This window comes from Algibacter pectinivorans (assembly GCF_900112595.1).
In the GTDB taxonomy this organism is placed as follows: domain Bacteria; phylum Bacteroidota; class Bacteroidia; order Flavobacteriales; family Flavobacteriaceae; genus Algibacter_B; species Algibacter_B pectinivorans.
Genome location: NZ_FOMI01000002.1, coordinates 317376 through 341111, shown reverse-complemented (window position 1 = coordinate 341111; position 23736 = coordinate 317376). Strand labels below are relative to the sequence as shown.

15 protein-coding genes are annotated in these 23736 nt (G+C 33.3%); 11 read left to right on the top strand and 4 right to left on the bottom strand.

The window, feature by feature from the left end:
- Positions 1-7 precede the first annotated feature (7 nt).
- From glgB to BMY96_RS04155, 3 genes are all read left to right on the top strand, one after another.
- Entirely contained in the window at positions 8-1915 is a 1908-nt protein-coding gene (gene glgB / locus BMY96_RS04165; RefSeq protein WP_092849475.1) for a 1,4-alpha-glucan branching protein GlgB, read from the top strand.
- A 221-nt stretch (positions 1916-2136) separates the two neighbouring features.
- Complete coding sequence (locus BMY96_RS04160) at positions 2137-4539, top strand: glycoside hydrolase family 31 protein (RefSeq protein ID WP_092849474.1); 2403 nt, start codon at positions 2137-2139, stop codon at positions 4537-4539.
- A gap of 819 nt (positions 4540-5358) precedes the next feature.
- Positions 5359-6525, top strand: a complete 1167-nt coding sequence (locus BMY96_RS04155) for a M12 family metallopeptidase (RefSeq protein ID WP_092849471.1) — start codon at positions 5359-5361, stop codon at positions 6523-6525.
- 185 nt (positions 6526-6710) lie between these two features.
- Here BMY96_RS04155 and BMY96_RS04150 read toward each other — a convergent pair whose 3' ends face one another.
- The 3 genes from BMY96_RS04150 to BMY96_RS04140 all read right to left on the bottom strand — a co-directional run bounded on the left by BMY96_RS04150 (position 6711) and on the right by BMY96_RS04140 (position 12579).
- Positions 6711-8549 carry a cation:proton antiporter gene (locus BMY96_RS04150; RefSeq protein ID WP_092849468.1) on the bottom strand — a complete coding sequence of 613 codons (1839 nt, stop codon included), beginning with the start codon at positions 8547-8549 and terminating at the stop codon, positions 6711-6713.
- A 349-nt stretch (positions 8550-8898) separates the two neighbouring features.
- Complete coding sequence (locus BMY96_RS04145) at positions 8899-10146, bottom strand: PepSY-associated TM helix domain-containing protein (protein ID WP_092849465.1); 1248 nt, start codon at positions 10144-10146, stop codon at positions 8899-8901.
- A gap of 75 nt (positions 10147-10221) precedes the next feature.
- Entirely contained in the window at positions 10222-12579 is a 2358-nt protein-coding gene (locus BMY96_RS04140) for a TonB-dependent receptor (RefSeq protein ID WP_092849463.1), read from the bottom strand.
- 644 nt (positions 12580-13223) lie between these two features.
- On the opposite strand from BMY96_RS04140, the gene BMY96_RS04130 reads away from it, so the two are divergent.
- The 8 genes from BMY96_RS04130 (at position 13224) to BMY96_RS04095 (ending at position 23238) form a co-directional block, all read left to right on the top strand.
- On the top strand, positions 13224-14084 hold the full coding sequence (locus BMY96_RS04130; protein WP_092849457.1) for an MBL fold metallo-hydrolase: 861 nt from the start codon (positions 13224-13226) through the stop codon (positions 14082-14084).
- A 28-nt stretch (positions 14085-14112) separates the two neighbouring features.
- The gene (locus BMY96_RS04125) at positions 14113-15720 is read left to right on the top strand and encodes a S8 family peptidase (RefSeq protein WP_092849454.1); all 1608 of its coding nucleotides are present in this window, start codon (positions 14113-14115) and stop codon (positions 15718-15720) included.
- Between the two features lie 73 nt (positions 15721-15793).
- Positions 15794-17599: a M1 family metallopeptidase gene (locus tag BMY96_RS04120; RefSeq protein ID WP_092849452.1), complete on the top strand. Its 1806-nt coding sequence runs from the start codon at positions 15794-15796 to the stop codon at positions 17597-17599.
- Positions 17600-17899: 300 nt separating this feature from the next.
- Positions 17900-18805 carry a LolA-like protein gene (locus BMY96_RS04115; RefSeq protein ID WP_092849449.1) on the top strand — a complete coding sequence of 302 codons (906 nt, stop codon included), beginning with the start codon at positions 17900-17902 and terminating at the stop codon, positions 18803-18805.
- An 89-nt stretch (positions 18806-18894) separates the two neighbouring features.
- Positions 18895-19272 (top strand): ribonuclease P protein component, encoded by a 378-nt coding sequence (gene rnpA, locus BMY96_RS04110; RefSeq protein WP_092849873.1) that lies wholly within the window; start codon positions 18895-18897, stop codon positions 19270-19272.
- Between the two features lie 6 nt (positions 19273-19278).
- The gene (locus tag BMY96_RS04105; RefSeq protein ID WP_092849446.1) at positions 19279-20913 is read left to right on the top strand and encodes a S41 family peptidase; all 1635 of its coding nucleotides are present in this window, start codon (positions 19279-19281) and stop codon (positions 20911-20913) included.
- 99 nt (positions 20914-21012) lie between these two features.
- Entirely contained in the window at positions 21013-21876 is an 864-nt protein-coding gene (locus BMY96_RS04100; protein WP_092849443.1) for an OmpA family protein, read from the top strand.
- A gap of 6 nt (positions 21877-21882) precedes the next feature.
- Positions 21883-23238, top strand: coding sequence for a T9SS type B sorting domain-containing protein (locus tag BMY96_RS04095; protein WP_092849440.1), 1356 nt, complete (start codon positions 21883-21885; stop codon positions 23236-23238).
- Between the two features lie 4 nt (positions 23239-23242).
- Here the strand turns inward: BMY96_RS04095 and BMY96_RS04090 are convergent, their stop codons facing one another.
- A complete protein-coding gene (locus BMY96_RS04090) occupies positions 23243-23686 on the bottom strand; it encodes a GNAT family N-acetyltransferase (protein ID WP_092849437.1) in 444 nt (147 codons plus the stop codon).
- Between the last annotated feature and the right edge of the window lie 50 nt (positions 23687-23736).

Here is a 23736-nt window from a genome sequence, read left to right as displayed (position 1 = left end):
ACATAACATGGCACAAGTAAAAGTTCACAGTTTATTTACCGAGTTTGATATTAACCTTTTTAAAGCTGGAAAGCATTTTAGATTATATGAAAAATTTGGGTCTCACCTTGTAACTGTTGATGGGATTGACGGTGTCTATTTTGCTGTTTGGGCACCAACAGCTAAACAAGTATCGGTAGTTGGCGATTTTAATTATTGGATGGAAGGCGAACACCAATTAAATGTACGCTGGGATTCTAGTGGTATTTGGGAAGGTTTTATTCCTTTAATAGGAAAAGGTGCTACTTATAAATACAAAATACAAAGTCACAATAACGATATTAAAACAGAAAAAGCCGATCCTTACGCTAGACGCTTTGAGCACAACCCAAATACGGCATCTATAGTATGGGATGATAATTACAAGTGGAAAGATAAGGACTGGATGAAAACGCGTAAAAAGCATAACGCTATAGACGCTCCATATTCTGTTTACGAAGTCCATTTAGGCTCTTGGAAAAGGCATCTTGAAGAAGACCGTTTTTTGTCGTATTTTGAACTAGCCGACGATTTAGTAAAATACGTTAGCGACATGAATTTTACACACGTTGAGCTAATGCCTATTATGGAATTTCCATACGACCCATCGTGGGGTTACCAAATAACAGGCTATTTTGCGCCTACATCGCGTTTTGGGTATCCAGAAGAATTTAAATATTTAGTCGATAAATTACACCAATCCGGAATAGGTATTATTCTAGATTGGGTACCATCGCACTTTCCAGAAGATGCACACGGTTTAGGCTTCTTTGATGGTTCACATTTATACGAACACCCAGATAAACGTAAAGGTTATCACCAAGACTGGAAAAGTTTAATTTTTAATTATGAACGTAACGAAGTACGCTCATTTTTAATAAGTAATGCCGTTTTTTGGATGGATCAATACCATGCCGATGGCTTACGTGTAGATGCCGTGGCGTCTATGTTGTTTTTAGATTACTCTAGAGAAGATGGCGAATGGGAACCAAATATTTATGGCGGAAGAGAAAACTTAGCCGTTATAAGTTTCCTTAAAGAATTAAATGAAGAAATATATGCATCCTTTCCAGACGTACAAACCATTGCCGAAGAGTCTACAGCATTTCCAATGGTCTCTAAACCTACATTTGTTGGTGGCTTAGGTTTTGGTATGAAATGGATGATGGGTTGGATGCACGATACCTTAGAGTATTTTGGCAAAGATCCGGTTTACAGAAAGTACCACCATAACGATATCACTTTCAGTCTAGCCTATGCCTTTACAGAAAACTTTATGTTACCACTATCGCATGATGAGGTGGTTTATGGTAAAAACTCTATTCTAGGAAGAATGCCTGGAGACGAGTGGCAACGTTTTGCAAACCTACGTTTATTATATGGCTATATGTTTACACACCCTGGTACAAAACTATTGTTTATGGGTAGTGAATTTGGTCAATATAACGAATGGAATTTCCAAGAAAGTTTAGATTGGAATTTACTAGATTTTAAACCTCATAAAGACATACAAAACTACTACAAATCGCTAAATGCCGTTTATAAAAACACACCAGCACTTTACGAAAAAGCCTTTAGTGGCGAAGGTTTTGAGTGGATTAGTCACGACGACCATGAAAACTGTGTAATCTCTTATATAAGAAAAGGTTATCAAGAAGAAGGCAATGTAGTTGTAGTTTGTAACTTAACACCAACGGTTAGAGAACAATATAAAATTGGAGTTACAACAAAAGGTAAGCTTGTTGAAATTTTTAATAGCGATGATAAAGATTTTGGTGGTAGTGGTGTTAAAAACACTAAAGAAATAGCCATAAAAAAATCATCATGGAACGGTAAAAAATATTCGGCAGAAATTACTTTACCACCACTAGCTGTTACCATTTTTAAATTTAAGTAATTAAGGTGTAATTCAAATTACCTCAGGGTTTTAACTCTCTTTTAATAAAAATAGGTCAATTAACAAATCAACCTATGAGTTAAATGTTATACTATCCATAATTTAACAAGTAAAAATTTAGCTAATATGCAATACAGTTAGCTTTTTTTTACTAAAAAGAACCAATTAAGGTCTTATAAATTTAGTAAATTCGTTATTACTAATTAATACATAATTTATATATGATATTAAATACAGAATTAGAATATAAAGGGAACTTGTTCCCTTCAAAAATAGTTTCTTACGAAAAGAATCTTAATGTGCTTTCATTCACTACTGCTAATGGAGTAATTTTAGAAGTAACGGTTCGTAGAGACAGTGTTCTTCGCTTTAGATATACAACAACAGGAATTTTTGATAACGATTTCTCTTATGCTATTACCAAATATGCAAGTAGGGGTTATAATCACTTAGAAGTTACAGAAGACGATAGTAATTATATCATTACTACATCTAAACTTATCTGTAAAATTTCAAAGTTAGATTTAAGAACATCTATGTTTGATGCCAATGATAATTCTTTAATTTGCGAAGATGAACTTGGTTTTCACTGGGAAGAAAGTTACGAACTTGGTGGCGATATTGTTAAAATGTCTAAAACCGCTCAACCCGGAGAAAGTTATTATGGTTTAGGCGATAAGCCAGTAGATAATAACCTAAAAGGAAAACGTTTTGAGAACTGGGTAACAGACTCTTATGCCTATGGTAGAGATACAGACCCTATTTACAAAACCATACCGTTTTATACAGCATTACACAACAAAAAATCCTACGGTATATTTTTCGATAACACCTTTAGATCGTTTTTCGATTTCTGTAACGAACGCCGAAACATTACCAGTTTTTGGGCACAAGGTGGCGAAATGAATTACTACTTTATTTACGGTCCAGAAATGTCCGATGTAGTAGTTAATTACACAGATTTAACAGGTAAGCCGCACGAGATGCCCGCACTTTGGGCTTTAGGATACCACCAGTGTAAATGGAGTTATTATCCAGAATCGAACGTAAAAGAAATAACAGCTAAATTTAGAGAATTACAAATACCATGCGATGCTATTTATTTAGACATCGATTATATGGAAGGATTTAGATGCTTTACTTGGAGTAAAGAATATTTTCCAGACCCTAAACGCATGGTAAAAGAATTAGCAGACGATGGTTTTAAAACTATTGTTATTATAGATCCAGGTATTAAAATAGATATGGAGTATTCTGTGTTTAAAGAAGGGCTTGAAAAGGACTATTTCTGTAAACGTGCCGATGGTCCATACATGAAAGGTAAAGTTTGGCCTGGGGAGTGTTATTTCCCAGATTTTACTAATCCTGAGGTTAGAGACTGGTGGTCAAATTTATTTAAAGAACTTGTTGAAGATATAGGTGTTAAAGGTGTATGGAATGATATGAACGAACCAGCCGTAATGGATGTTCCTGGAAAAACATTCCCTGACGATGTAAGACACGATTACGACGGTAACCAATGTAGCCACAAAAAAGCTCATAACGTTTACGGTATGCAAATGGCACGTGCTACATATCAAGGCTTAAAAAAGTTCTCTTATCCTAAACGGCCTTTTGTTATAACCAGAGCGGCCTATTCTGGTACGCAACGTTATACATCTAGTTGGACAGGAGATAATATTGCAACTTGGGACCATTTAACTATAGCAAACCTGCAGGCACAACGTATGTGTATGTCTGGATTCTCTTTTGTAGGATCTGATATTGGAGGATTTGCAGAACAACCTAATGGCGAGCTTTATGCGCGTTGGATTCAATTAGGAATTTTTCACCCATTTTGTAGAACACACTCTTCTGGAGACCACGGCGATCAAGAACCTTGGGCTTTCGGAACAACTATTACAGACGTAGTAAGAAAATTTATTGAATTAAGATATCAATTATTACCTTACTTATATACAGCCTTTTGGAGATATGCCGAAGAAGGTGTACCAATTTTAAAATCATTAGTATTATACGATCAGCATGACCCACAAACACATTACAGAAACGATGAGTTTATTTTTGGTGAGAAAATATTAGCCTGTCCTATAACTGGTCCTAACCAAAATGGCAGACGTATGTACTTCCCTGTGGGTAAATGGTATAATTTCTGGACAGATGAAATTATTGAAGGTGGTACCGAACAATGGGTTAATGCCGATTTAGATAGTATGCCCATTTTCGTTAAAGCAGGAGCCATTATCCCTAAATACCCAATACAACAGTACGTAGGCGAAAAAACCATCGATGAGCTTTCTTTAGATGTGTATTACACTGAAGGTAAAGAAACATCGCAAGTTTACGAGGATGCCACCGATGGCTACGATTATATCAAAGGAAGATATAGCTTAAGAGACTTTAATCTGTCTGGTAAGAAAAACGAATTAATCATTCAACAACATAAATCTGGTAAATTTACAACTACGTACAAAACGTTTAAAGTAAGTTTACATGGTTTACCATTCAAAATCTCTAAAGTAGAGGTTGATAATGTAATTATTCCTTTTGAAGACCTTAAACTTAATGGCAGCAACACATTAAGACTTACTAAAGAGTTTACAGAACTTCATATTATAGGGTAATACATAAAATATCATTATAATATAAAAAGGCTTCTGTAAAAGGAAGCTTTTTTTATGAGACAAAACCTCGAATATCTAAAAACTACCTCTTTCAGCATATAGAACACCGAAAGAGCCTTACATTGCAACTTTAAGATATATAACTTTGCCTCTAAAAAATTCTGAAAATTGATTGTTAACACAAGTTGATAAAAATAGGTATATAAAAAAAGACAAACTTTTTGAAGAAAAGGTAAATCTACATAATGAACCACAAAAAGATTATTAGATCTCATAATATTAACACATAATAATGATCACATAGCACTTAACGTAGCAATAGAATATTAAAAAACTTAATTCCAAATGAAACAGTTGGCTATTTGTTAAGTTTTTAAAATTTCTTTAATCCAATTGCCTTAGCATTTGCCCCATAATTTATAATTTTCAAAACCTATATATGCATTGCTAAAAGGACAGTCCACATTAATTTTGCCTTGTTCTAATACACCTACAACTACGTCATACCTTATACGATAGTCCAAAAAATGATCTTATAATGTAATTTTTTATCCAAAAACAAGATTTCACCTAGTAAAAATTCCTACTTGAATATCTGTGTTTACCTTGTATAGAATAGCTATAAACACCTTGATATTAAGAATCTTATAATTTAAAATCTTGTTATTTTTTGGAAAATAAAGAATTACCTCCTATATTAGCAAGGTTTTAACCTACAATAAAATGTAGGTATTGTTATGCATAACTTATACAAACCTTTTGTTATTATTAAAAAAACTAAACAACTTAAACTAAATACTAATTACTAATTAAACTATTATGACAATTAAAAATTTATTACCTTTATTTGCTATCCTATTGCTATTATTTACTTCGTGTGAAAGCAATGAAAACTTACAAGAAGAACAGTTAATCACAGATGAAGCTGTTGATCCAACCGACCCAGAATTAACATCTTCAAATGGTGAAGGAAGTATACACGAACTATATTATGGTTCTACCAAACTTACCGTAGAAAAAATAAAAAACACTTATGTTCTTGGTGGTGATATGGTATTTGAGCTAGACCAATTAACAACCGAACCAACCTTTTTTCCTGCTCCAGGTCTGTCTAGCAAGGGAAAAAGTGTAGGCCGTACAGGTGGAAGATGGCCTAACAACACCGTTTATTATGTAATAAGTTCGAGCCTCCCAAATCAGAGAAGGGTAACGGATGCTATTAATCATTGGCAATCGAATACCGCTGTAAGATTTGTACAACGAACAAACCAATCAGATTTTGTGTTTTTTACACCAGGAGCTGGTTGTTCTTCGAACGTTGGAAGAATAGGTGGCCAACAAAACATTACGCTTGCTGATGGATGTACTACAGGCAGTGTAATTCATGAAATTGGTCACGCCGTTGGATTATGGCACGAACAAAGTAGAGCAGATAGAGACAATTTTATTACTATTAATTTTGGCAACATTGAACCTGGAAGAGAATTTAATTTCTATACCTATGGGCAACAAGGGCAAGACGGTAGAGAATATACTTCTTCTTTTGATTTTAGTTCAATTATGTTGTACTCTCCTTATGCTTTTTCAAGAAATGGCCAGCCAACTATTTTAAGAAAAAACGGAACAGTATATAGTACGAATTCGTCTGTATTATCTTCTGGAGATATTGCTGGAATTAATGAAATGTACCCTAATACCACAACAACTGAAACAACTTATAATTGTAATGGTGTTCCGGCGTGGGGAACTAGAACCTTTAGTAAAGGAGAATTAGTGACTTACCAAGGAAAATTATATCGAATAGCTGATCCTGGTTACTGGGATTATTTAGGGCTTTGTGGAGCTGTAGCACCAACTAATATTTGTGCTGGTATTCCTGCATTTAACAGCTCTCGTATTTATTATGCTGGAGAAAAAGTGACTTACCAAGGAACGTTATTTCAACGAACAAGTACAGGCTGGATCAATCTTGGTTCTTGTAACTAAGCAATTGCATTTAATAAGGTACTAAAAAAGCGCAAATTTAAATATTTGCGCTTTTTTACATTAAGGTAAATAAATTTTAGTTATCTATTTTGTACTTTCTAACAAATAATGTGTTTAGAATTTATACGTCATCTTTAGCAGATGTAAAAATCATATCTTTATTTTAAGGTAGTTTACCCTCTTAATTATTCGGCTGTTATTAAATTAAAAGGTTTTCCTAAATACACTAGCTTATATCCTTTTTCAATCTTTTCGATGGCTTTATTATATGACGAAATTATTTCTAAAACACCTTTCTTGTCTTTTACCAATAACGGAATCATATCGCTCTCGTTATTTATAGTTTCTATAAGCGAATCATAATGTGCCCTATCATTTATTTCTATTTCGTGTATTTCAGGGTATTTACGAGCCACTTCATTAAGTAAAATAAAATCGTCAGTATGCGAAAACAATCCTTCTTTTGGATTATTTTCAGGATTTTGCATTTCTTCGTCACTAATTAATCTAAACGATCCGTTTTCTCCAAATTGATCACTAAATTTATCTATAGCATACTTATTTATATCGGCACTAGCAGTTAAAGACATTAAAAAGCCAACATCATTCAATTCTATATTATCTCCTAAACTATCTGAATAGATATCGGTATTAATAGCCTCCAAACCTTTATTTTGAGCTTTTTGAATATTACTTTGATTACTATCAATTAATACCACATGTCTCCCATTATCTTCTAAATAACGTCCAATTAAGCGTGATACTTTAGACGCTCCAACAATTAAAATACCTTCAGATCTATTTAAAAATACACCAACAACTTTAGCAAATAAACGTGCCGTAGTAGCATTAAGCAACACCGTACCTAAAACGATCATAAATACTAATGGTGTAATATATTCTGCTCCGGGTACTCCTTCTTTTAGTAATTTACTACCAAAAAGTGAAGCTATACCTGCAGCAACAATACCACGCGGGCCAACCCAACTAATAAATAATTTTTCGTTAAATTTTAATTTAGAACCTATAGTGCTTAAAAATACGGCCAAAGGTCTTATAACAAAAACAACAAGAACAAAAAGCACAACTGTTTTCCATGTGTACAACAACATTAAATCTTCAATATTTATGTTTGCCGATAATAGAATGAATAAAATAGAAATTAACAAAACGCTTAAAGATTCTTTAAAATAAAGAAGTTCTTTAATACTTTCTAACCTACCGTTTCCTAAAACCATACCCATAACAACAACAGCCAAAAGTCCTGATTCGTGAGCAAAAATTTCAGATTCAACAAAAACCAATAATACAACCGATAATGAAACTACATTTAATAAATAATGCGGGATTAATTTTTTATTAATAGCAAAGGCTAAAGCATGTGCAAATGTAAATCCAAACGAAGTACCAAATAAAATAATTTTTCCAAACTCAATTAAAGCTGTTTTAGTAAAACCGCCACCACCGCCAACACTTATAAACTCAAACATTAATACCGCCACCAAAGCACCAATGGGATCTATTAAAATACCTTCCCATTTAAGTACTGTAGAAATATCTTTTTTAAGCGGAATGTTTCGTAAAATAGGCGTTATTACTGTAGGGCCAGTAACAATAATTAAACCCGAAAACAAAAAGGATAATTCCCAACTTAGGTTAAAAGTAAAATAGGCTAATATCCCTGCGCCAAAAAATGTTATTGCAGAACCTAATGTTATAAGCTTAGTAATAACAGGACCTACTGTTTTTATTTCTGAGCGTTTTAATGTTAATCCGCCTTCAAAAAGAATAATACTTATAGCCAATGAAACAAAATAATAGAGGCCTTCGCCAGGAAACAGTCCTTTTTCACCATTCCAAATAGGCTCAATCCATTTGGTACCATCTTCACTTAAAAATTCGGCAGCAATAGGGCCAACTAGTAAACCAATCAATATTAAAGGTAAAATAGCTGGAATTTTAAATTTCCAAGCTACCCACTGCGCTAATATTCCTAAAATAATAATTCCTGCTAATTCTAACATTGTATCGATTTTTCTATAAAAAGACTAATTTAAGCAAAACGGATGGTTTATTGTTTGAACTCAACTTTAAAAAATATTATATTACCCTTCTCATCCATTAAAAGAATTCGCTTTTAAAGTCTTTTTAAAACTTTAAAAGCAAAAAAACATGAAAAAATAAAATACGCTTTTAATACTTAAATAGTAGTAATGACCGAAAAAACAAAAGGAAATATGGGAGAAAATTCAATCTTTTGATACTTCCGACTCATCAGGTTGGTCTTCTTGCGATAGTGGCTGCACCGTATGTGGTGGTTGCGATTAAAAATACAAACCTACAAAATGATAAAATCTTGTAGGTTTATAATTTCTATATAGTTAATCCTTTACTTTTTTTCCTTTCTCTCATAAACTCAACCAAAGTTATAACCAAAACACTACCTCCAAATAAAGGAAAAACAATGCCTAAAACAACTATAATGGCTACAATACCATAACCTGCTTTAAACGACACTGGTACTTTTGGCGTTCCCCACTTACCAGACTCTTTACGCTTTAAATACGATACTAAGCCCGCCATAGCTACAAAAGCTAATAATAAAGCAACAAAAAGCATTAAAGCCCAATTCCAAAGTCCAAATTGTCCTTGATGAAATGCCATAAACCACATACGGCTTCGCATTAAAACACCAACATCTTCCCAATTATGACTCACGAGCTGTTCTCCTGAATATTGATCGAAATGAAAACGCTTTTGCGCTCCCAAATTAAAGGTTGTGTTATAAATGCTATACACTCCTTTTGGGTTACTAGGCAAACCTATACTTACCTCGCCTTTTAAATGCATAGATTTTGCTAGTGCAACCATATCATCCAAGGTAATGGCTTCGCCTTTTATTTTAGACTGTACGCCTCTAGCGCTCCATGTTTTTGGAAACCCTGTTTGTGTTACCTCTTGCAACCATTTAAAATTACCGCCAAAAACATCGGTCCACGGCATACCTCCAGCCAAGGTCATTAACAATAAAATAGATACCCAAAAGCCAAAAACGGCGTGTAAATCTCTAAATAATATGCGTTTTCCTTTTTTAAAACGAATCTTGAAAAAACCTTTGATGCCTTCTTTTTTATTTGGCCAAAACACATAAATTCCTGTAATAATTAAAACAAACATCCAACTGGCAATACCCTCGACTATTTTTGTGCCAAACTTACCTAAAAGTAATTCGCCGTGGAGCTTCCTTACTGTATGCATACCGGAATATTTTGGGCTAATTTTACCAGACACCTTAGCTTTATAAGGGTTTACAAAAACGCTGGTTTTATGACTAAACATACCAGAAGAAAATGCCGTTGCTTGGTTTTCTTCTATTGGAATAACCATTGCATAAGGTGGTTTATGAAGGTTAGGTTTTGCTAATTGCCATTGCTCGTCAAAAGACATAGCTTTACCTTCAACTTTTACCGTTTTAATATGCGCTTGTTTTGGTGCTTCATATTTATCTTTAAACAAATAAATGCCCCCAGTAATTGCTAATAAAATAACAAATGGTAGACTTATAAGTCCTGCAATAAAATGCCATTTCCAAAGCCATTGATTTAGTTTTTTATTTTTCATAAGGTTGTTAGTTTAATTGCCACATTAAGCACAATTGAAAAAATAATGTCTTTTTTAAGGTTGTTTTATTTTGTGTTAAAACTTATATTTAATTCCAAAATGAAATGCTCTAGGGTTACCTATGGTATAGGTGTTTTGACTACTAAACCTATTATAACTCGCTCTAGTAGAATATAACTCATCAAAAAGGTTTAAGGCATGTCCCCAAACTTCAAAATGCTTGAAATTATACGAAACGAGTGCATTAAATATGCTGTGCCCGTCATATGCAGCTGTACTAAATGTACCATCTTGATTATCAATTTGGTTTTCAAAACTTGTATTATACGCTCCAATCAATTCGTGTGTTAAACTTACTAATAAGCCTTTTGCGTAGTTTGGCTTATAAATAATTTTTGAATTTCCTGATAATGATGGTGCCGTTTCTCTATCTGTATCCGATAAATCAAATAATGTACTACCCGCATTAGTAGAAAACTCTATATATCTGTGTTTAGCATAAGTACCATTATGACTTATAGTTACCTCATCAATAGGCTTATATGTTATACCATATTCAATACCATAAGATCTTGTTTTACCCGCATTAGCATTAAAAAACTCATCGTTCTCATCTCTTAAAGTAACTAAAGTATCGTCGCCATCTAAAACATAAAAGGCAATATCTCCGGTTATTTTACTTGCCAAACTAAAATAAGTTCCTATTTCATAATTATTATAATTACTTGGCTTTAAATCAAAAACTTCTCCTCCTACACCTACTAAACTATTTCTATATAAAGACGATGTTTGCGGTGGTGTAAATCCGTTAGAATAGTTTGCAAAGACACCTACATTTTTTGAAAAATTATAGTTTACTCCTAATTTAGGAGACACATTATTATAAGTGTTTTTAGAATCTAAAGGTCCGCCAACATTAGGCGATAAATTATTGTAATCGTACTTAAAGCCATCATAACGTAATGCTGCTGTAAGTTTTAAAGCTTCAGTTGGATTTATTTCATATTGAAAATACCCTGCATAATTAAAAATATCGGCATCATAATTAAGTATAAAATCGCCTTCATTTAAAGTAAAATCTATATTTTGCCCTGTTGCAGTATCTACAATAACATCAATAGTTTCGGCTTGGTAACGTTGCGGAGAAAAATCCGCGGAAGCGCCAACAATTAAAGATGAATTTGCGAAACCAAAATCTATTTTATGTTGAAGCAAACCCACATAACTTATAAATTCATTACTATTAATTTCTCCTGTTCCAGCACCTGTTAACTGGCGCGTATTTCTATCTCTTCCCTGTATTACACGAAAAGACGGATTTTGATCCATATCGTTTTTTCTAAAGGCAAAATTAAGCGTTGTTTTATTATTCATATTCCAACGTTTATCTAATGTACTTCTAAAACGAAATGCAAACGCAACACGCTCTGTAAACGTTTGGTCACTTTCAAAATTTCCACCTGTGTAATCAGCTTCAGATAAAGATCCAGACATATCAGACCGGTAATCAATAATATTAAAAAAGTTCGTCCAATTTAAAGTCGTCGATAAATGGTTTACGTTTTTAAAAGTCAATGCAAATTTTTCGTAATCGCTATGCTCTAAAGGGCCGTCTTCTCTTTTAACAGACTGTACACCTAAATAAAAGCCAATATTATCGCCTGCGTATTGAGACAGCTCAACATCATAGCGTGTTAAACCCAAATCGTTTGTTTGAAAACCCACACCTCCTGTAAAATCTCGGGTTGGGTTTTTAGTTAAAAAGTTAAAGCTACCGCCAATGGCTTCGCTTCCATAAATGCTTGATGCCGGTCCTTTTAAAACCTCTACACGACTAAAAGCTACATCGTTCATTTCTAACAAAGCGTTGTGGTTAAATACAGCTGTTGGTCTAATTGGTAAACCATCTTCTACATATAAAAACAAAGATTTTGTAGATATGGGAGAACGAACTGACATAAAATGCTGCTCGTTACTAGCCGCTCTAGAGGTAGACATAATAACCCCCGAAACATCATTTACTAATTGATCAATACCTAATGCTTTAGTTTCTGTAATATCTTTAGCAGAAATAACCGAAATTGAAGCTGGTACCTCTTTACGTCTTTGCTTTTCTCTACTGGCAGATATAACTATTTCTTCTAAAATTTCATCATTTTTAATAAGTTTTATAATGTTATTTGAAACAGTTAACTCCTGTACTACACTCATAAAACCCATATACTTTATAATTACAGTTTTATTGTTATCTAAAGTAATTGAAAAACGTCCTTCTGTATTAGAAATAACAGCATTATTAGAGTTTGATTGAGATTGGATCGTTGCGCCTACCAATGGGTTATTTTTTTCATCAACTATTTGTCCATTGTGCGCTTTTTGCGCATATGTAAATACACTTACTAAGCTAATAGCAAGCATTAATATTTTATTCATTTATATGTAATTTATTCTAACAATTTAAAACATCATATATTATGATGAATCTTTTTTTAAAGTAATTTTATATACTAGTTAACCCATTCAGATAACTATCTAAACAAATTAATTTGTAAGCCCGAAAAAGAAGATTAAACCTGTGGTGGTTTATCAAGCTTTACTTGATAGAAAGACATTAACATATTGGAATAATACCAATTGTTTTGAAAATTAATTGTATTTGAAAGAAATGTAAAATTAATTGTATTTATTTGAAAATAAACTGGAACAAACGTTTCAAAAAGTGTATTTAAATACGAACTCCCACTAGATTTTTCGGATATATTATTTGATAATTGTGTTGCTAAATGACATTTACCATTACACTGTAACTTTGGTTTATCTTTGTTAACACAATAGGTTTCAACTATATAATCTATATTCAACTCAAAATAAGCTATATAACCTAGATTATACATGGGTCTAAACACCAATGAAAAAAGTAAAATATAAGAAAATAAAGTTTTCAATAAACTTAAAATTACAAATCAGGAATCAAAAATAGACTAAAATTTTCTAAAGAAAGTTATTTTTATATTTATTCTTAATAAACTCTTAACCTTTTTAAGTGTTTAATATAGATTTCTTAATTTTACATCCCTATGAAATTATATCCTATAAATGCCGGAAACCTAAAGCTCGATGGCGGTGCTATGTTTGGTGTTGTGCCTAAAGTATTATGGAACAGATCCAATCCTGCAGATGCTAATAACATGATAGATATTGCAACGCGCTGCTTATTAATTGAAGACGGCAACCGCCTTATTTTAATTGATAATGGTATGGGCGATAAGCAATCCGATAAATTTTACAGTTATTATCATCCTTGGGGCGATTATAATTTAGATGCCTCATTAAAAGCCGCAGGTTTTAATCGCGATGATATTACCGATGTGTTTATGACGCATTTACATTTTGATCATTGTGGTGGCAGTATACAATGGAACAAAGACAGAACCGGCTACGAACCCGCTTTTAAAAACGCACATTTTTGGAGTAATAAAGACCATTGGAAATGGGCAACCGAGCCTAATAGACGCGAAAGGGCATCCTTTTTAAAAGAAAATATTATGCCTATGGAAGAAAGTGGACAATTAAAATTCACAGCACTTCCAGAAGATAACTTACTTAAAAACTCAGCTCTAGGCTTCGATATCTTTTTTGCCGATGGACATACCGATAAGCAAATGATTCCGCTTATAAAATATAAAGACAAAACCATTGCCTTTATGGCCGATTTATTACCAACCGTTGGTCATTTACCACTACCCTACGTTATGGGTTATGATACTAGACCGCTATTAACCTTAAACGAAAAAGAAAACTTTTTAAATATAGCGGCAGAGCAAAATTTCTATTTATTTTTAGAGCATGACGCCCACCACGAAATTATAACCGTACATAACACAGAAAATGGTGTGCGCTTAAAAGGGCTTCATACCTGCGAGGAGATTTTTAATTAAAACAAAATGACTAATTCAATATATTAAAATGAAAACAATTAATTTAATAGCAAAATCTGCTTTCCTAGCAGTTTTAATTTCAGGTTGTGGCGGTGTCGCTCCTGTATTGTCAACACCTGTTGAAAACATCGATTCATCGCCTTTAAAAGTATCTGCACTTACTGATGCCGAAGCGCATAATTGGGGCCATTTAGATTTGGTAAAAGATACCATTCCTGGAATGAGTGTTGATAAAGCTTACGCTGAAATTATAAAAAATAAAAAAGGAAGCAAGGTTATTGTTGCTGTTATTGATAGTGGAATAGATATCGATCATGAAGATTTAAACGATGTTATTTGGACCAACAAAGACGAAATTCCAAACAACGGAAAAGATGATGATAACAATGGGTATGTTGATGATGTGCACGGTTGGAACTTTTTAGGAGATGGCTATAACGAGCAATTAGAGTTTGTTAGAATTTTAGCTAGTGGAGATACTAGTAATCCGGATTATGCTGCGGCTAAAGCAGAATACGATAGCCAATACGAAACTTGGGTAGGTAGAAAAACCCAGTACGAGCAAATTTACCAGCAAATTCAAACTGCAGATGCCACTTTAACGAAACACTTTGGTAAAAAAGACTATACTAAAAAAGAAGTTGCCGCTATAAAACCTGAAAACGAAAGTTTAGCACAAGCACAACAAATAGCAAATTACATGCTAAATAACGGTATGGATTCTATGGCCGATGCCGTAAAAGAAATTGAAAATAGTTTAGAAAGTATTAACGATCGTTTAAACTATAACCTAAATAAAGATTTTAAAGGGCGTGTTAACGGAGACAATCCAGACGATATGTCTACTAAATTTTACGGCAATGGTAATGTAAAACCTGTTAAAATAACCGAAAGTCATGGTACACACGTAGCAGGTATTATTGCTGCCGAACGCAACAATGGTAAAGGCGCAAATGGTGTTGCTAATAACGTAGAGATTATGAGTATTAGAGCTGTACCAAACGGCGATGAGTACGATAAAGATGTAGCCTTAGCCATTCGTTACGCTGTAGATAATGGTGCTTCTATTATTAATGGTAGTTTTGGTAAAAGCTTTTCAACGCATAGCGATTGGGTACGCGATGCTATAACTTACGCTTCAGAAAAAGATGTCATTTTTGTTCATGCTGCCGGTAACGACAGTAAAGATGTAGATACAGAACCAAACTTTCCAGACGATAATGTAAACTATAACGAGATTTCTAATACGTATATTAGAGTTGGTGCTTTGGCTCCAAAATACGGATCGTCTATGGTTGCTGGTTTTTCTAACTACGGAAAACAAAATGTAGATGTTTTTGCTCCGGGAGCAAGCGTATACTCTACAACTCCAGAAAACGATTACCAAACAAAAGGAGGAACATCAATGGCTGCTCCTGCTGTAGCGGGTGTAGCGGCATTAATTCGTTCGCAATATCCTAGTTTAAGCGCTGCTCAAGTAAAACAAATTATTATGGATTCTGGTTTAGCCATTAAAACTAAGGTTATTGTTGGAGGAAACTCAGAAGATATCCGTCCATTTGCCGATTTAAGTAAATCTGCTAAAATGGTAAATGCTTATAATGCTTTAATTATGGCAGCCAAATTAGCTAAATAAATAATTATAAATTATAAAGGTTGTTTTGTGGTGTAAAAGCATCATTTAACAACCTTTTTTAATACACATGTCTATGAATCGTTATATCCTTTCCACACTAAGTATCGCATTATTACTGTCTTGTAGTAGTCAAAAAACCATGGCTGTATCTCCGCCACCAACACCAACGCCTCCGGCTACCTCAACATCTTGTTATTGGCAACAACATGTAGACTACAGTATGGATATCGATATGGATGTAAACAACTATCAATACAAAGGAAAACAAGAGTTAGTTTACACAAACAACTCTCCAGACGTTTTAGATAAAGTGTTTTATCATTTATATTTTAATGCCTTTCAACCAGGAAGCGAAATGGATGTACGTTCTAGAACCATTGCAGATCCAGACTCTAGAGTTGGCGACAGAATAAGCAAGTTAAGTCCAGACGAAGTTGGATATATTAAAGTAAACGCATTAAAACAAAATGGTGTAGATTTAAAATACCAAACCGTTGGTACTGTTTTAGAAGTCGCTTTAGCAAAACCTATACAACCCGGAGAAAGCGTAACTTTTAACATGCTTTTTGATGCACAAGTACCAGTTCAAATTCGTCGTTCTGGAAGAAACAGTAAAGAAGGTGTAGCGCTTTCCATGACACAATGGTACCCTAAATTAGCCGAATACGATTTTGAAGGCTGGCACGCCGATCCTTATATAGGTCGCGAATTTATTGGCGTTTGGGGCGATTACGATGTAAAATTAACCATCAATAAAGACTACGTTGTAGGCGGAACAGGTTATTTACAAGGAGAACCAAAAGTTGAAGGCAATAAAAAAACACTTCATTTTAAAGCACCTAACGTACACGATTTTACTTGGGCCGCAGATCCAGATTACATTCATGATACTAAGCAAGTACCTAATGGTCCGCTTTTAAATTTCTATTATAAAAATACATTAAGCGCAGAGCACAAGGAAAACTGGAAAAAATTACAGTCTAAAACGGTCGAAATGATGCAGTATTTCTCAGAGCATATAGGTAACTATCCTTACGAGCAATATTCGGTAATTCAAGGTGGCGATGGCGGAATGGAATACGCTATGTGTACTTTAATTACTGGGCAACGCATTTTTGGAAGTTTGGCAGGTGTTACAGCCCATGAGTTGGCACATACATGGTTTCAGTTCCTATTAGCATCAAACGAGGCTAAACACGAGTGGATGGACGAAGGTTTTACAACCTATATCAGTAACTGGGCCATGAATGATATCTTTAACGAAGGCAAAGCAAACCCAGTCGAAAATGCCTATAAAGGTTATATATATTTAGCAACCTCTGGTAAAGAACAACCACTTACCACACATGCAGATCGTTACACATACAATCAAGCTTATGGTATTTCTGCTTACAGTAAAGGTGCCGTGTTTATGTCGCAATTAGGCTACGTAATAGGCGACGATAACCTTAAAAAAACCATTAAAAAATATTTCACAGACTTTGCTTTTAAACACCCAAAACCTTTAGATATTATTAGAACTGCCGAAAAAGTATCGGGACTAGAACTCGATTGGTATTTAATAGATTTTGCACAAACAACAAATACTATCGATTATGGCGTAAAAAGTATAGACGGTAACGCCATTACCCTAGAGCGTATAGGGGTTATGCCAATGCCTTTAGACCTTACTGTTACTTACACCGATGGTAAAACCGAAGATTTTTACATTCCTTTACAAATTATGCGTGGCGAAAAACCAACCACGGCAACCATTGCTAAAGATTGGGCGTGGGCGTATCCAACATACACCTTACAAACAGCAAAACCAGTACAATCTGTACAAATAGACCCAAAAGCATTAATGGCAGATATAGATAAGGAGAATAATAAAAAATAAACCAATAATTTGGGCGCTACCACAAGGGTCGGGCTTTCCGCTACAAGTCCTCGCACCCTCAAAAACAAACTCGGGCGCTGTGGGCTTTCCACTGCAATCCCTAGCGCACTTATTTGCTAGCAAAGTTTTAAACTTAAAAGGCTGTTAGTATCCAAACCTTAAAAAAACCACTTTACTTAAAAATAAAGTGGTTTTTTTATGGATAATGTTTAAAAACTTTAAGAAATCGGTACACCGCATTTAAAACTATATTAACATAATTTAAAAATTAATATAGTTACTTCGCAAAAAGAAAACATTATGAAAAACATACTACTAACTTTAACCTTAAGCGCATCTATATTTGCTACAAGTTGTAAAAACAATACAGAAGCCAAAACCGAAACAACAACCGTTGAAACTGCTACAAAAGATTTAGCTTTAAAACCAGAATCTTGGATTAATGCTCGTGTAGAAAAAGCAAAAACAAAATTACAAAGTACCGAAGCCGGAAACATTATTTGGCAAGCCATGGAAGCACATGGTGGCCTTAAAAATTGGTACAGTAATGGACCAGTATCATTTCATTTCGATTATTTACCATTAGATGGTAAAACACGTCGTAATACCCATCAAACCATCGATACTTGGAGTAATAAAGCGCGCCACCAAAGCCTTACAGACCCAACCAATGAGTTTGGATGGACCGGTGAAAAAGCATGGAAAAAAACAAAAGACTCTTTGGCATTTCCTTTCGATATGCGTTTCTGGGCCTTAACGCCACATTACTTTTTATCGCAACCTTTTGTTTTTGATGGCGAAGGTGTAAACTTTAAAAAACTAGAAGATAAAACCCATAAAGATGAAACTTTTAATGTTGTTAAAGTCACATTTTCTCCAGGTACAGGCGATGCTCCAGACGACTATTATATCCTCTATTTTAGCAAAACAACACATAAATTAGCAGTTATACGTTACATCGTGTCTTACCCAGAATATTTTAAAGATGGTAAAATGAAACATTCTCCAGAAAAATTTATGGAAATACAAGGTTATCAAACCGTTAATGGTATCGAGTTTCCAACGGCATATCATACGCATTGGTTAACAAAAAATGAAACAGCCGGTGAGCACATTACAACCATTACGGTAGATAATATTTCGTTTAAACCAGAACTTGAAAACGCTTATTTTAATATGCCAAATGGCGCTGCTGTTATCGAGTAAACCGTTCACAAAAAATATAATTTTCAAAAACCACTTAGTAACTAAGTGGTTTTTATATTTTATTACCTTTGGCAAATAAAACAAACCTATTGAACTACACTTACGGTAATAAAGAAAAACTTAAAAGTAAAAAATTGATAGACCAGTTATTTACTGAAGGGAAATCGGTTTCGGCCTACCCATTGCGCTTGGTGTATTTAGGAACTACTTTTAACGAGGATTTAATAGCTAAAACAGGTGTTTCGGTTAGTAAGCGTAACTTTAAAACTGCAGTAGACAGAAATAGAATAAAACGTCTGTTAAGAGAAGCTTACCGGCTTAATAAATCAATCTTTTTTAACAATTTAACAACGCAGCATGCGTTTATGATTTTGTATATTGGAAAAGATAAGCCTACTTTAGATGTCGTTGAAACTAAAATGAAAATTTTATTTGAGAAGTTTTCAAGCAAAATTTCAGAAAAATAATCGAACATGAAAAACATTTTAAAAAAGAGAATTATAATTCCCATACTAGCAGGTGTTCTGTTTATTTCAACTACTGCTTTTAAAAACGATTTTTTTGAAATCGCCAAACAAATAGAGATTTTCACCACATTATTTAAGGAATTAAATATGAATTATGTGGACGAAACTAACCCTGGCGATTTAATGGATACCGCCATAAAAAGTATGCTTGCAGATTTAGATCCGTATACCAATTTTTTGAACGAGCAAGATGTTGAGGCTGCCAGAATTAACAATACCGGCGATTATACAGGTATTGGTGCCAAAATACAAACTAAAAAAGATAAATTAATTATAATTGAGCCCTACAAAGGTTACCCAGCAGATAAAGCGGGTTTAAAAGCTGGAGACGAAATTATTAAAGTTGGTAATACATTAATTGAAGGTTATGAGGATTACCCTGGCGATTTACTTAAAGGTGCTCCAGATTCCTCGGTAGAAGTGGTTTTTAAACGCCAAGGAAAAACTCAAACAGCCACCATAAAACGTGCCGAAGTAGAGATAAAAGCAGTACCTCACTTCTCTATGATTAACGATAAAACAGGTTATATTGTTTTAAGTAAATTCAATAAAAAAGCGCATGCCGAAACTAATTATGCGTTACGCGATTTAAAAGCTCAAGGTGCCGAAAATATCGTTTTAGATTTACGTGGTAATCCTGGTGGATTGCTAAGAGAAGCTATAAAAATTGTAAACCTTTTTGTGCCAAAAAATCAATTGGTAGTAACTACAAAATCCAAAGTAAAAAAATACAATCGTACCTATCTTACAACAGACGAACCTATAGATACCGAAATTCCGCTTGTTATTTTAATTGATGGTAAAAGTGCATCGGCTAGCGAGATTGTATCTGGAGCGCTTCAAGATTTAGACAGAGCGGTTATTGTTGGATCACGCAGTTTTGGAAAAGGTTTAGTACAACGCCCTAAAATATTAACGTACGGTACACAAGTTAAAATAACCATTTCTAGATATTACACGCCTTCTGGACGTTGCATTCAAGCTCTAGATTATTGGAATAGAAATGAAAAAGGTGAAGCCGTTAAAGTAAAACAAGAAAACTATAATGCCTTTAAAACTAAAAATGGCAGACAAGTATTTGATGGTGGTGGTGTTTTCCCGGATGCCCAAGTTGGATCGTATAAAATATCGCCAATTACAACTGCCATTGTTAATAATAATTTAATTTTCGACTACGCTACAAAATACCATTACAGTCATAATATTAGCGATATAAACAGTTTAAAACTAAGCGATTCCGATTTTTTAGATTTTAAAAACTACTTAAAAACTAATAATTTTTCGTTTGAAACCGATACCGAAAAAGCCCTTAAAAAAGCCTATGAAATAGCGCAAAAAGAAGAATTAAACGATAATATAGACCACGATTACAAAACATTAGTTTCTAATTTAAATTCATCGAAAACTAATATTATAGATGAGAATAAAGATTATTTATTAGAGTTGTTAACTAAAGATATTGTTAAACAATATGTGTACAGAGAAGGTTTGTATGAATATTTAGAAATACATGATAACGAAATAAAAAAAGCTACAAATATACTTGCCAACCCAACAACATATCACGGTTATTTAAAATAAAAACCAAAGCGTTTATTTACGAAAAACCGCATACATGTTGACTTCTGGCATGATTTTAGATTAAAAATAGTATATTTATCCCCTATTTTAAACCTCTATATGACTAAATTATTTGTATTAATATGTTTTACTTTATGTAGTATATTTTCTTTTTCTCAAAAAGAACTAACGCACGAAGTATATTTTAATACCGATAAATTTGAGGTTCCAAACACCGAAGAAAATCGTTTATTATTATTCATTTCTACCTTAAATGATATAGATATAGAATCTATTTCAATATTTGGGTTTTGCGATGATAGAGGTGCAGACACGTACAACTTATTACTCTCGCAACAGCGTGCAGACGCCATTAAAGCTATTTTTGCAAATAACGAAATTAGCGAAGATTTAATATCCAATGTAGATGGTAAAGGCGAAATACTTTTAAAAATAGTTGAGGAAGAAAACCTTTTAAAAATAAGAGGTTTAAACCGTAAAGTAGAAATTATAGTAAAACCTAAAGTACCAAAACCAGTGGTTAAAAAGGTTGTGGATAGCACGCCAAAACCTAAAAAAGAAAAAGGTATTGAAGATCTTATAAAAGAAGGTAATAAAGGCGATAAAATTTTATTTAAAAATATTTTATTTAAAACAGGTTATGCTTCGGTTACACCAAGTTCAAAAAAAATATTAGACTCCATTGCCAATGCGCTTTTAGAACGCGAAGATATTTACTTTACCATACAAGGGCATGTATGTTGCACGCAGTATAGTAGAGATGCTGTAAATAGACAAACTAAAAAAAGAGATTTATCGGCAGCTCGTGCCAAATACGTTTACGACTATTTTGCTAAAAAAGGTATAGATAAAAAACGTATGAGACACATAGGCTTACGCCGAAAGTTTCCTCTTGGTGGCGATCCAGAATTAGATAGACGCGTTGAAATTCTTATTACCTACGTAAATAAACCTAGCAACTAAATTTACATGGGCTCCAAAACTATATTTTTTGTAATTAGTTTCTATTTGGTTTCCTTTTGCTGCCTTTCTCAAAACACATTCATTCCAGATGATAATTTTGAACAAGTTTTAATCGATTTAGGCTTAGATTCTGGTCCTTTAGATGATTATGTACCAACTTCTAACATAACCTTTGTAACAAGCTTAGATTTAAGTTTTGATACCACGGGCTTAATGATTTCCAATCTTACCGGTATTGAAGATTTTACTAGCTTAAATCAACTCTTTGTTCAAAATAATCAATTAACAAGTATTGATGTTAGCTCGAATACTAATTTACAAATTTTATGGTGTTTTAATAACCAACTATCTACTCTTAATGTTTCGCAAAACCCAAATTTAATTTCTTTACGCTGCGAAGATAATCTGCTAACAAATTTAGATACTTTAAACAACATTAACTTAAATGTATTGATTTGCGAACGTAACAATTTATCCACTTTAAATGTTTCAAATAATACGGGTTTAAGCAGATTGCAATGTGGTAGTAATAACTTAACTAGTTTAGATGTTAGTATCAATACAAACTTATCGTATTTATCGTGCCAGCAGAATAATATAATGACTTTAAACGTTGAAAATAACAGTAAATTAACCACATTACTATGTTTTGAAAATGCAATTTCGGCTTTAAATATTTCTAATAATTTTAATTTAACCGAAATAGATTGTAGTAATAATACGCTTTGCAGTTTAAATTTAAATAACAGGAATAACACAAACATGACGTCCATTAATTTTGAATTTAATCCGGATTTAAATTGTGTTGTGGTAGATAATCCTGATGCCGACCATACCACTTGGCAACCTGTAAATTTTGCTAATTATGTAAATTCTAATGAAGCTTGCAGCGATTTTATTCCTGTTGATAGTTTAGATACAGTTTTTGGAACAAGTTATACCTTACCAACACTAAATAATGGAAATTACTATACCGAACCTAATGGTATGGGAACAGCCTTAAATGCAGGAAGTATTATTAACAGTACCCAAACTATTTTTATATACAACCAAACGTCTTGCTATAGCAATCAAACTAGTTTTTCTGTAATTATAAATAATGAAGATTACTTTATTCCTAAATACTTTACACCCAATAATGATGGTATAAACGATGTTTGGCAAGTTTACGATCGTTTAAACCTAGTTAATAACATATCCATTTATAACCGATACGGAAAATTATTAAAATTTTTACCTAATACAACTGCAGGATGGGATGGTACCTATAACGGTCAAATTTTAAATAGTGATAGCTATTGGTACGAGATTATTTTAAACTCTAAAGAAGTGTTACGCGGCTATTTTACTTTAAAACGTTAGAAAATCAGCCTTTTATCATCGCTATATGAGGTATATTGTCTTCCAAATACTCCTCGCCTGTTTCTTTAAATCCTAAATTATTATAGAATTTTAATAAATATACTTGTGCCGATATTTTAATAGTGGTTTCATTAAAATAAGTTTTTATCGCTTCCGCGGAAGCGTTCATAATATCGTAACCATATTTATACTCTCTTTCATTTTTAGCCACCACTACCCTACCAATACTGGCTAATTCAAAGTAATCGCCAGGTTTAAAAATTCGAGTATAAGCTACAATTTTTTCGTTCTTAATACCAAGTACATGAAGCGATTTTTGGTCTTTTCCATCAATATCTTGGTAAACGCAATCTTGTTCTACTACAAATACTTCACTTCGTAATTGTAATAAGTAATACAACTCGAGTGTGGTAAGTTCATTAAAAGATTTTACTTTAATATTTAACATGATAATCGGTTATTAAAGACTTTGGTAACAAGTCGTAGAAATCATTATAA

Excerpts from the sequence above, each read along its gene's own strand:
- BMY96_RS04145 (WP_092849465.1), bottom strand. The coding sequence starts at position 10,146 with ATGAAAAATAAAAAACTAAATCAATGGCTTTGGAAATGGCATTTTATT.
- BMY96_RS04115 (WP_092849449.1), top strand. The coding sequence starts at position 17,900 with ATGAAAAACATACTACTAACTTTAACCTTAAGCGCATCTATATTTGCT.
- glgB (WP_092849475.1), top strand. The coding sequence starts at position 8 with ATGGCACAAGTAAAAGTTCACAGTTTATTTACCGAGTTTGATATTAAC.
- BMY96_RS04090 (WP_092849437.1), bottom strand. The coding sequence starts at position 23,686 with ATGTTAAATATTAAAGTAAAATCTTTTAATGAACTTACCACACTCGAG.
- BMY96_RS04095 (WP_092849440.1), top strand. The coding sequence starts at position 21,883 with ATGGGCTCCAAAACTATATTTTTTGTAATTAGTTTCTATTTGGTTTCC.
- BMY96_RS04120 (WP_092849452.1), top strand. The coding sequence starts at position 15,794 with ATGAATCGTTATATCCTTTCCACACTAAGTATCGCATTATTACTGTCT.
- BMY96_RS04150 (WP_092849468.1), bottom strand. The coding sequence starts at position 8,549 with ATGTTAGAATTAGCAGGAATTATTATTTTAGGAATATTAGCGCAGTGG.
- BMY96_RS04160 (WP_092849474.1), top strand. The coding sequence starts at position 2,137 with ATGATATTAAATACAGAATTAGAATATAAAGGGAACTTGTTCCCTTCA.
- BMY96_RS04155 (WP_092849471.1), top strand. The coding sequence starts at position 5,359 with ATGACAATTAAAAATTTATTACCTTTATTTGCTATCCTATTGCTATTA.
- BMY96_RS04125 (WP_092849454.1), top strand. The coding sequence starts at position 14,113 with ATGAAAACAATTAATTTAATAGCAAAATCTGCTTTCCTAGCAGTTTTA.
- BMY96_RS04100 (WP_092849443.1), top strand. The coding sequence starts at position 21,013 with ATGACTAAATTATTTGTATTAATATGTTTTACTTTATGTAGTATATTT.
- BMY96_RS04105 (WP_092849446.1), top strand. The coding sequence starts at position 19,279 with ATGAAAAACATTTTAAAAAAGAGAATTATAATTCCCATACTAGCAGGT.
- BMY96_RS04140 (WP_092849463.1), bottom strand. The coding sequence starts at position 12,579 with ATGAATAAAATATTAATGCTTGCTATTAGCTTAGTAAGTGTATTTACA.
- BMY96_RS04130 (WP_092849457.1), top strand. The coding sequence starts at position 13,224 with ATGAAATTATATCCTATAAATGCCGGAAACCTAAAGCTCGATGGCGGT.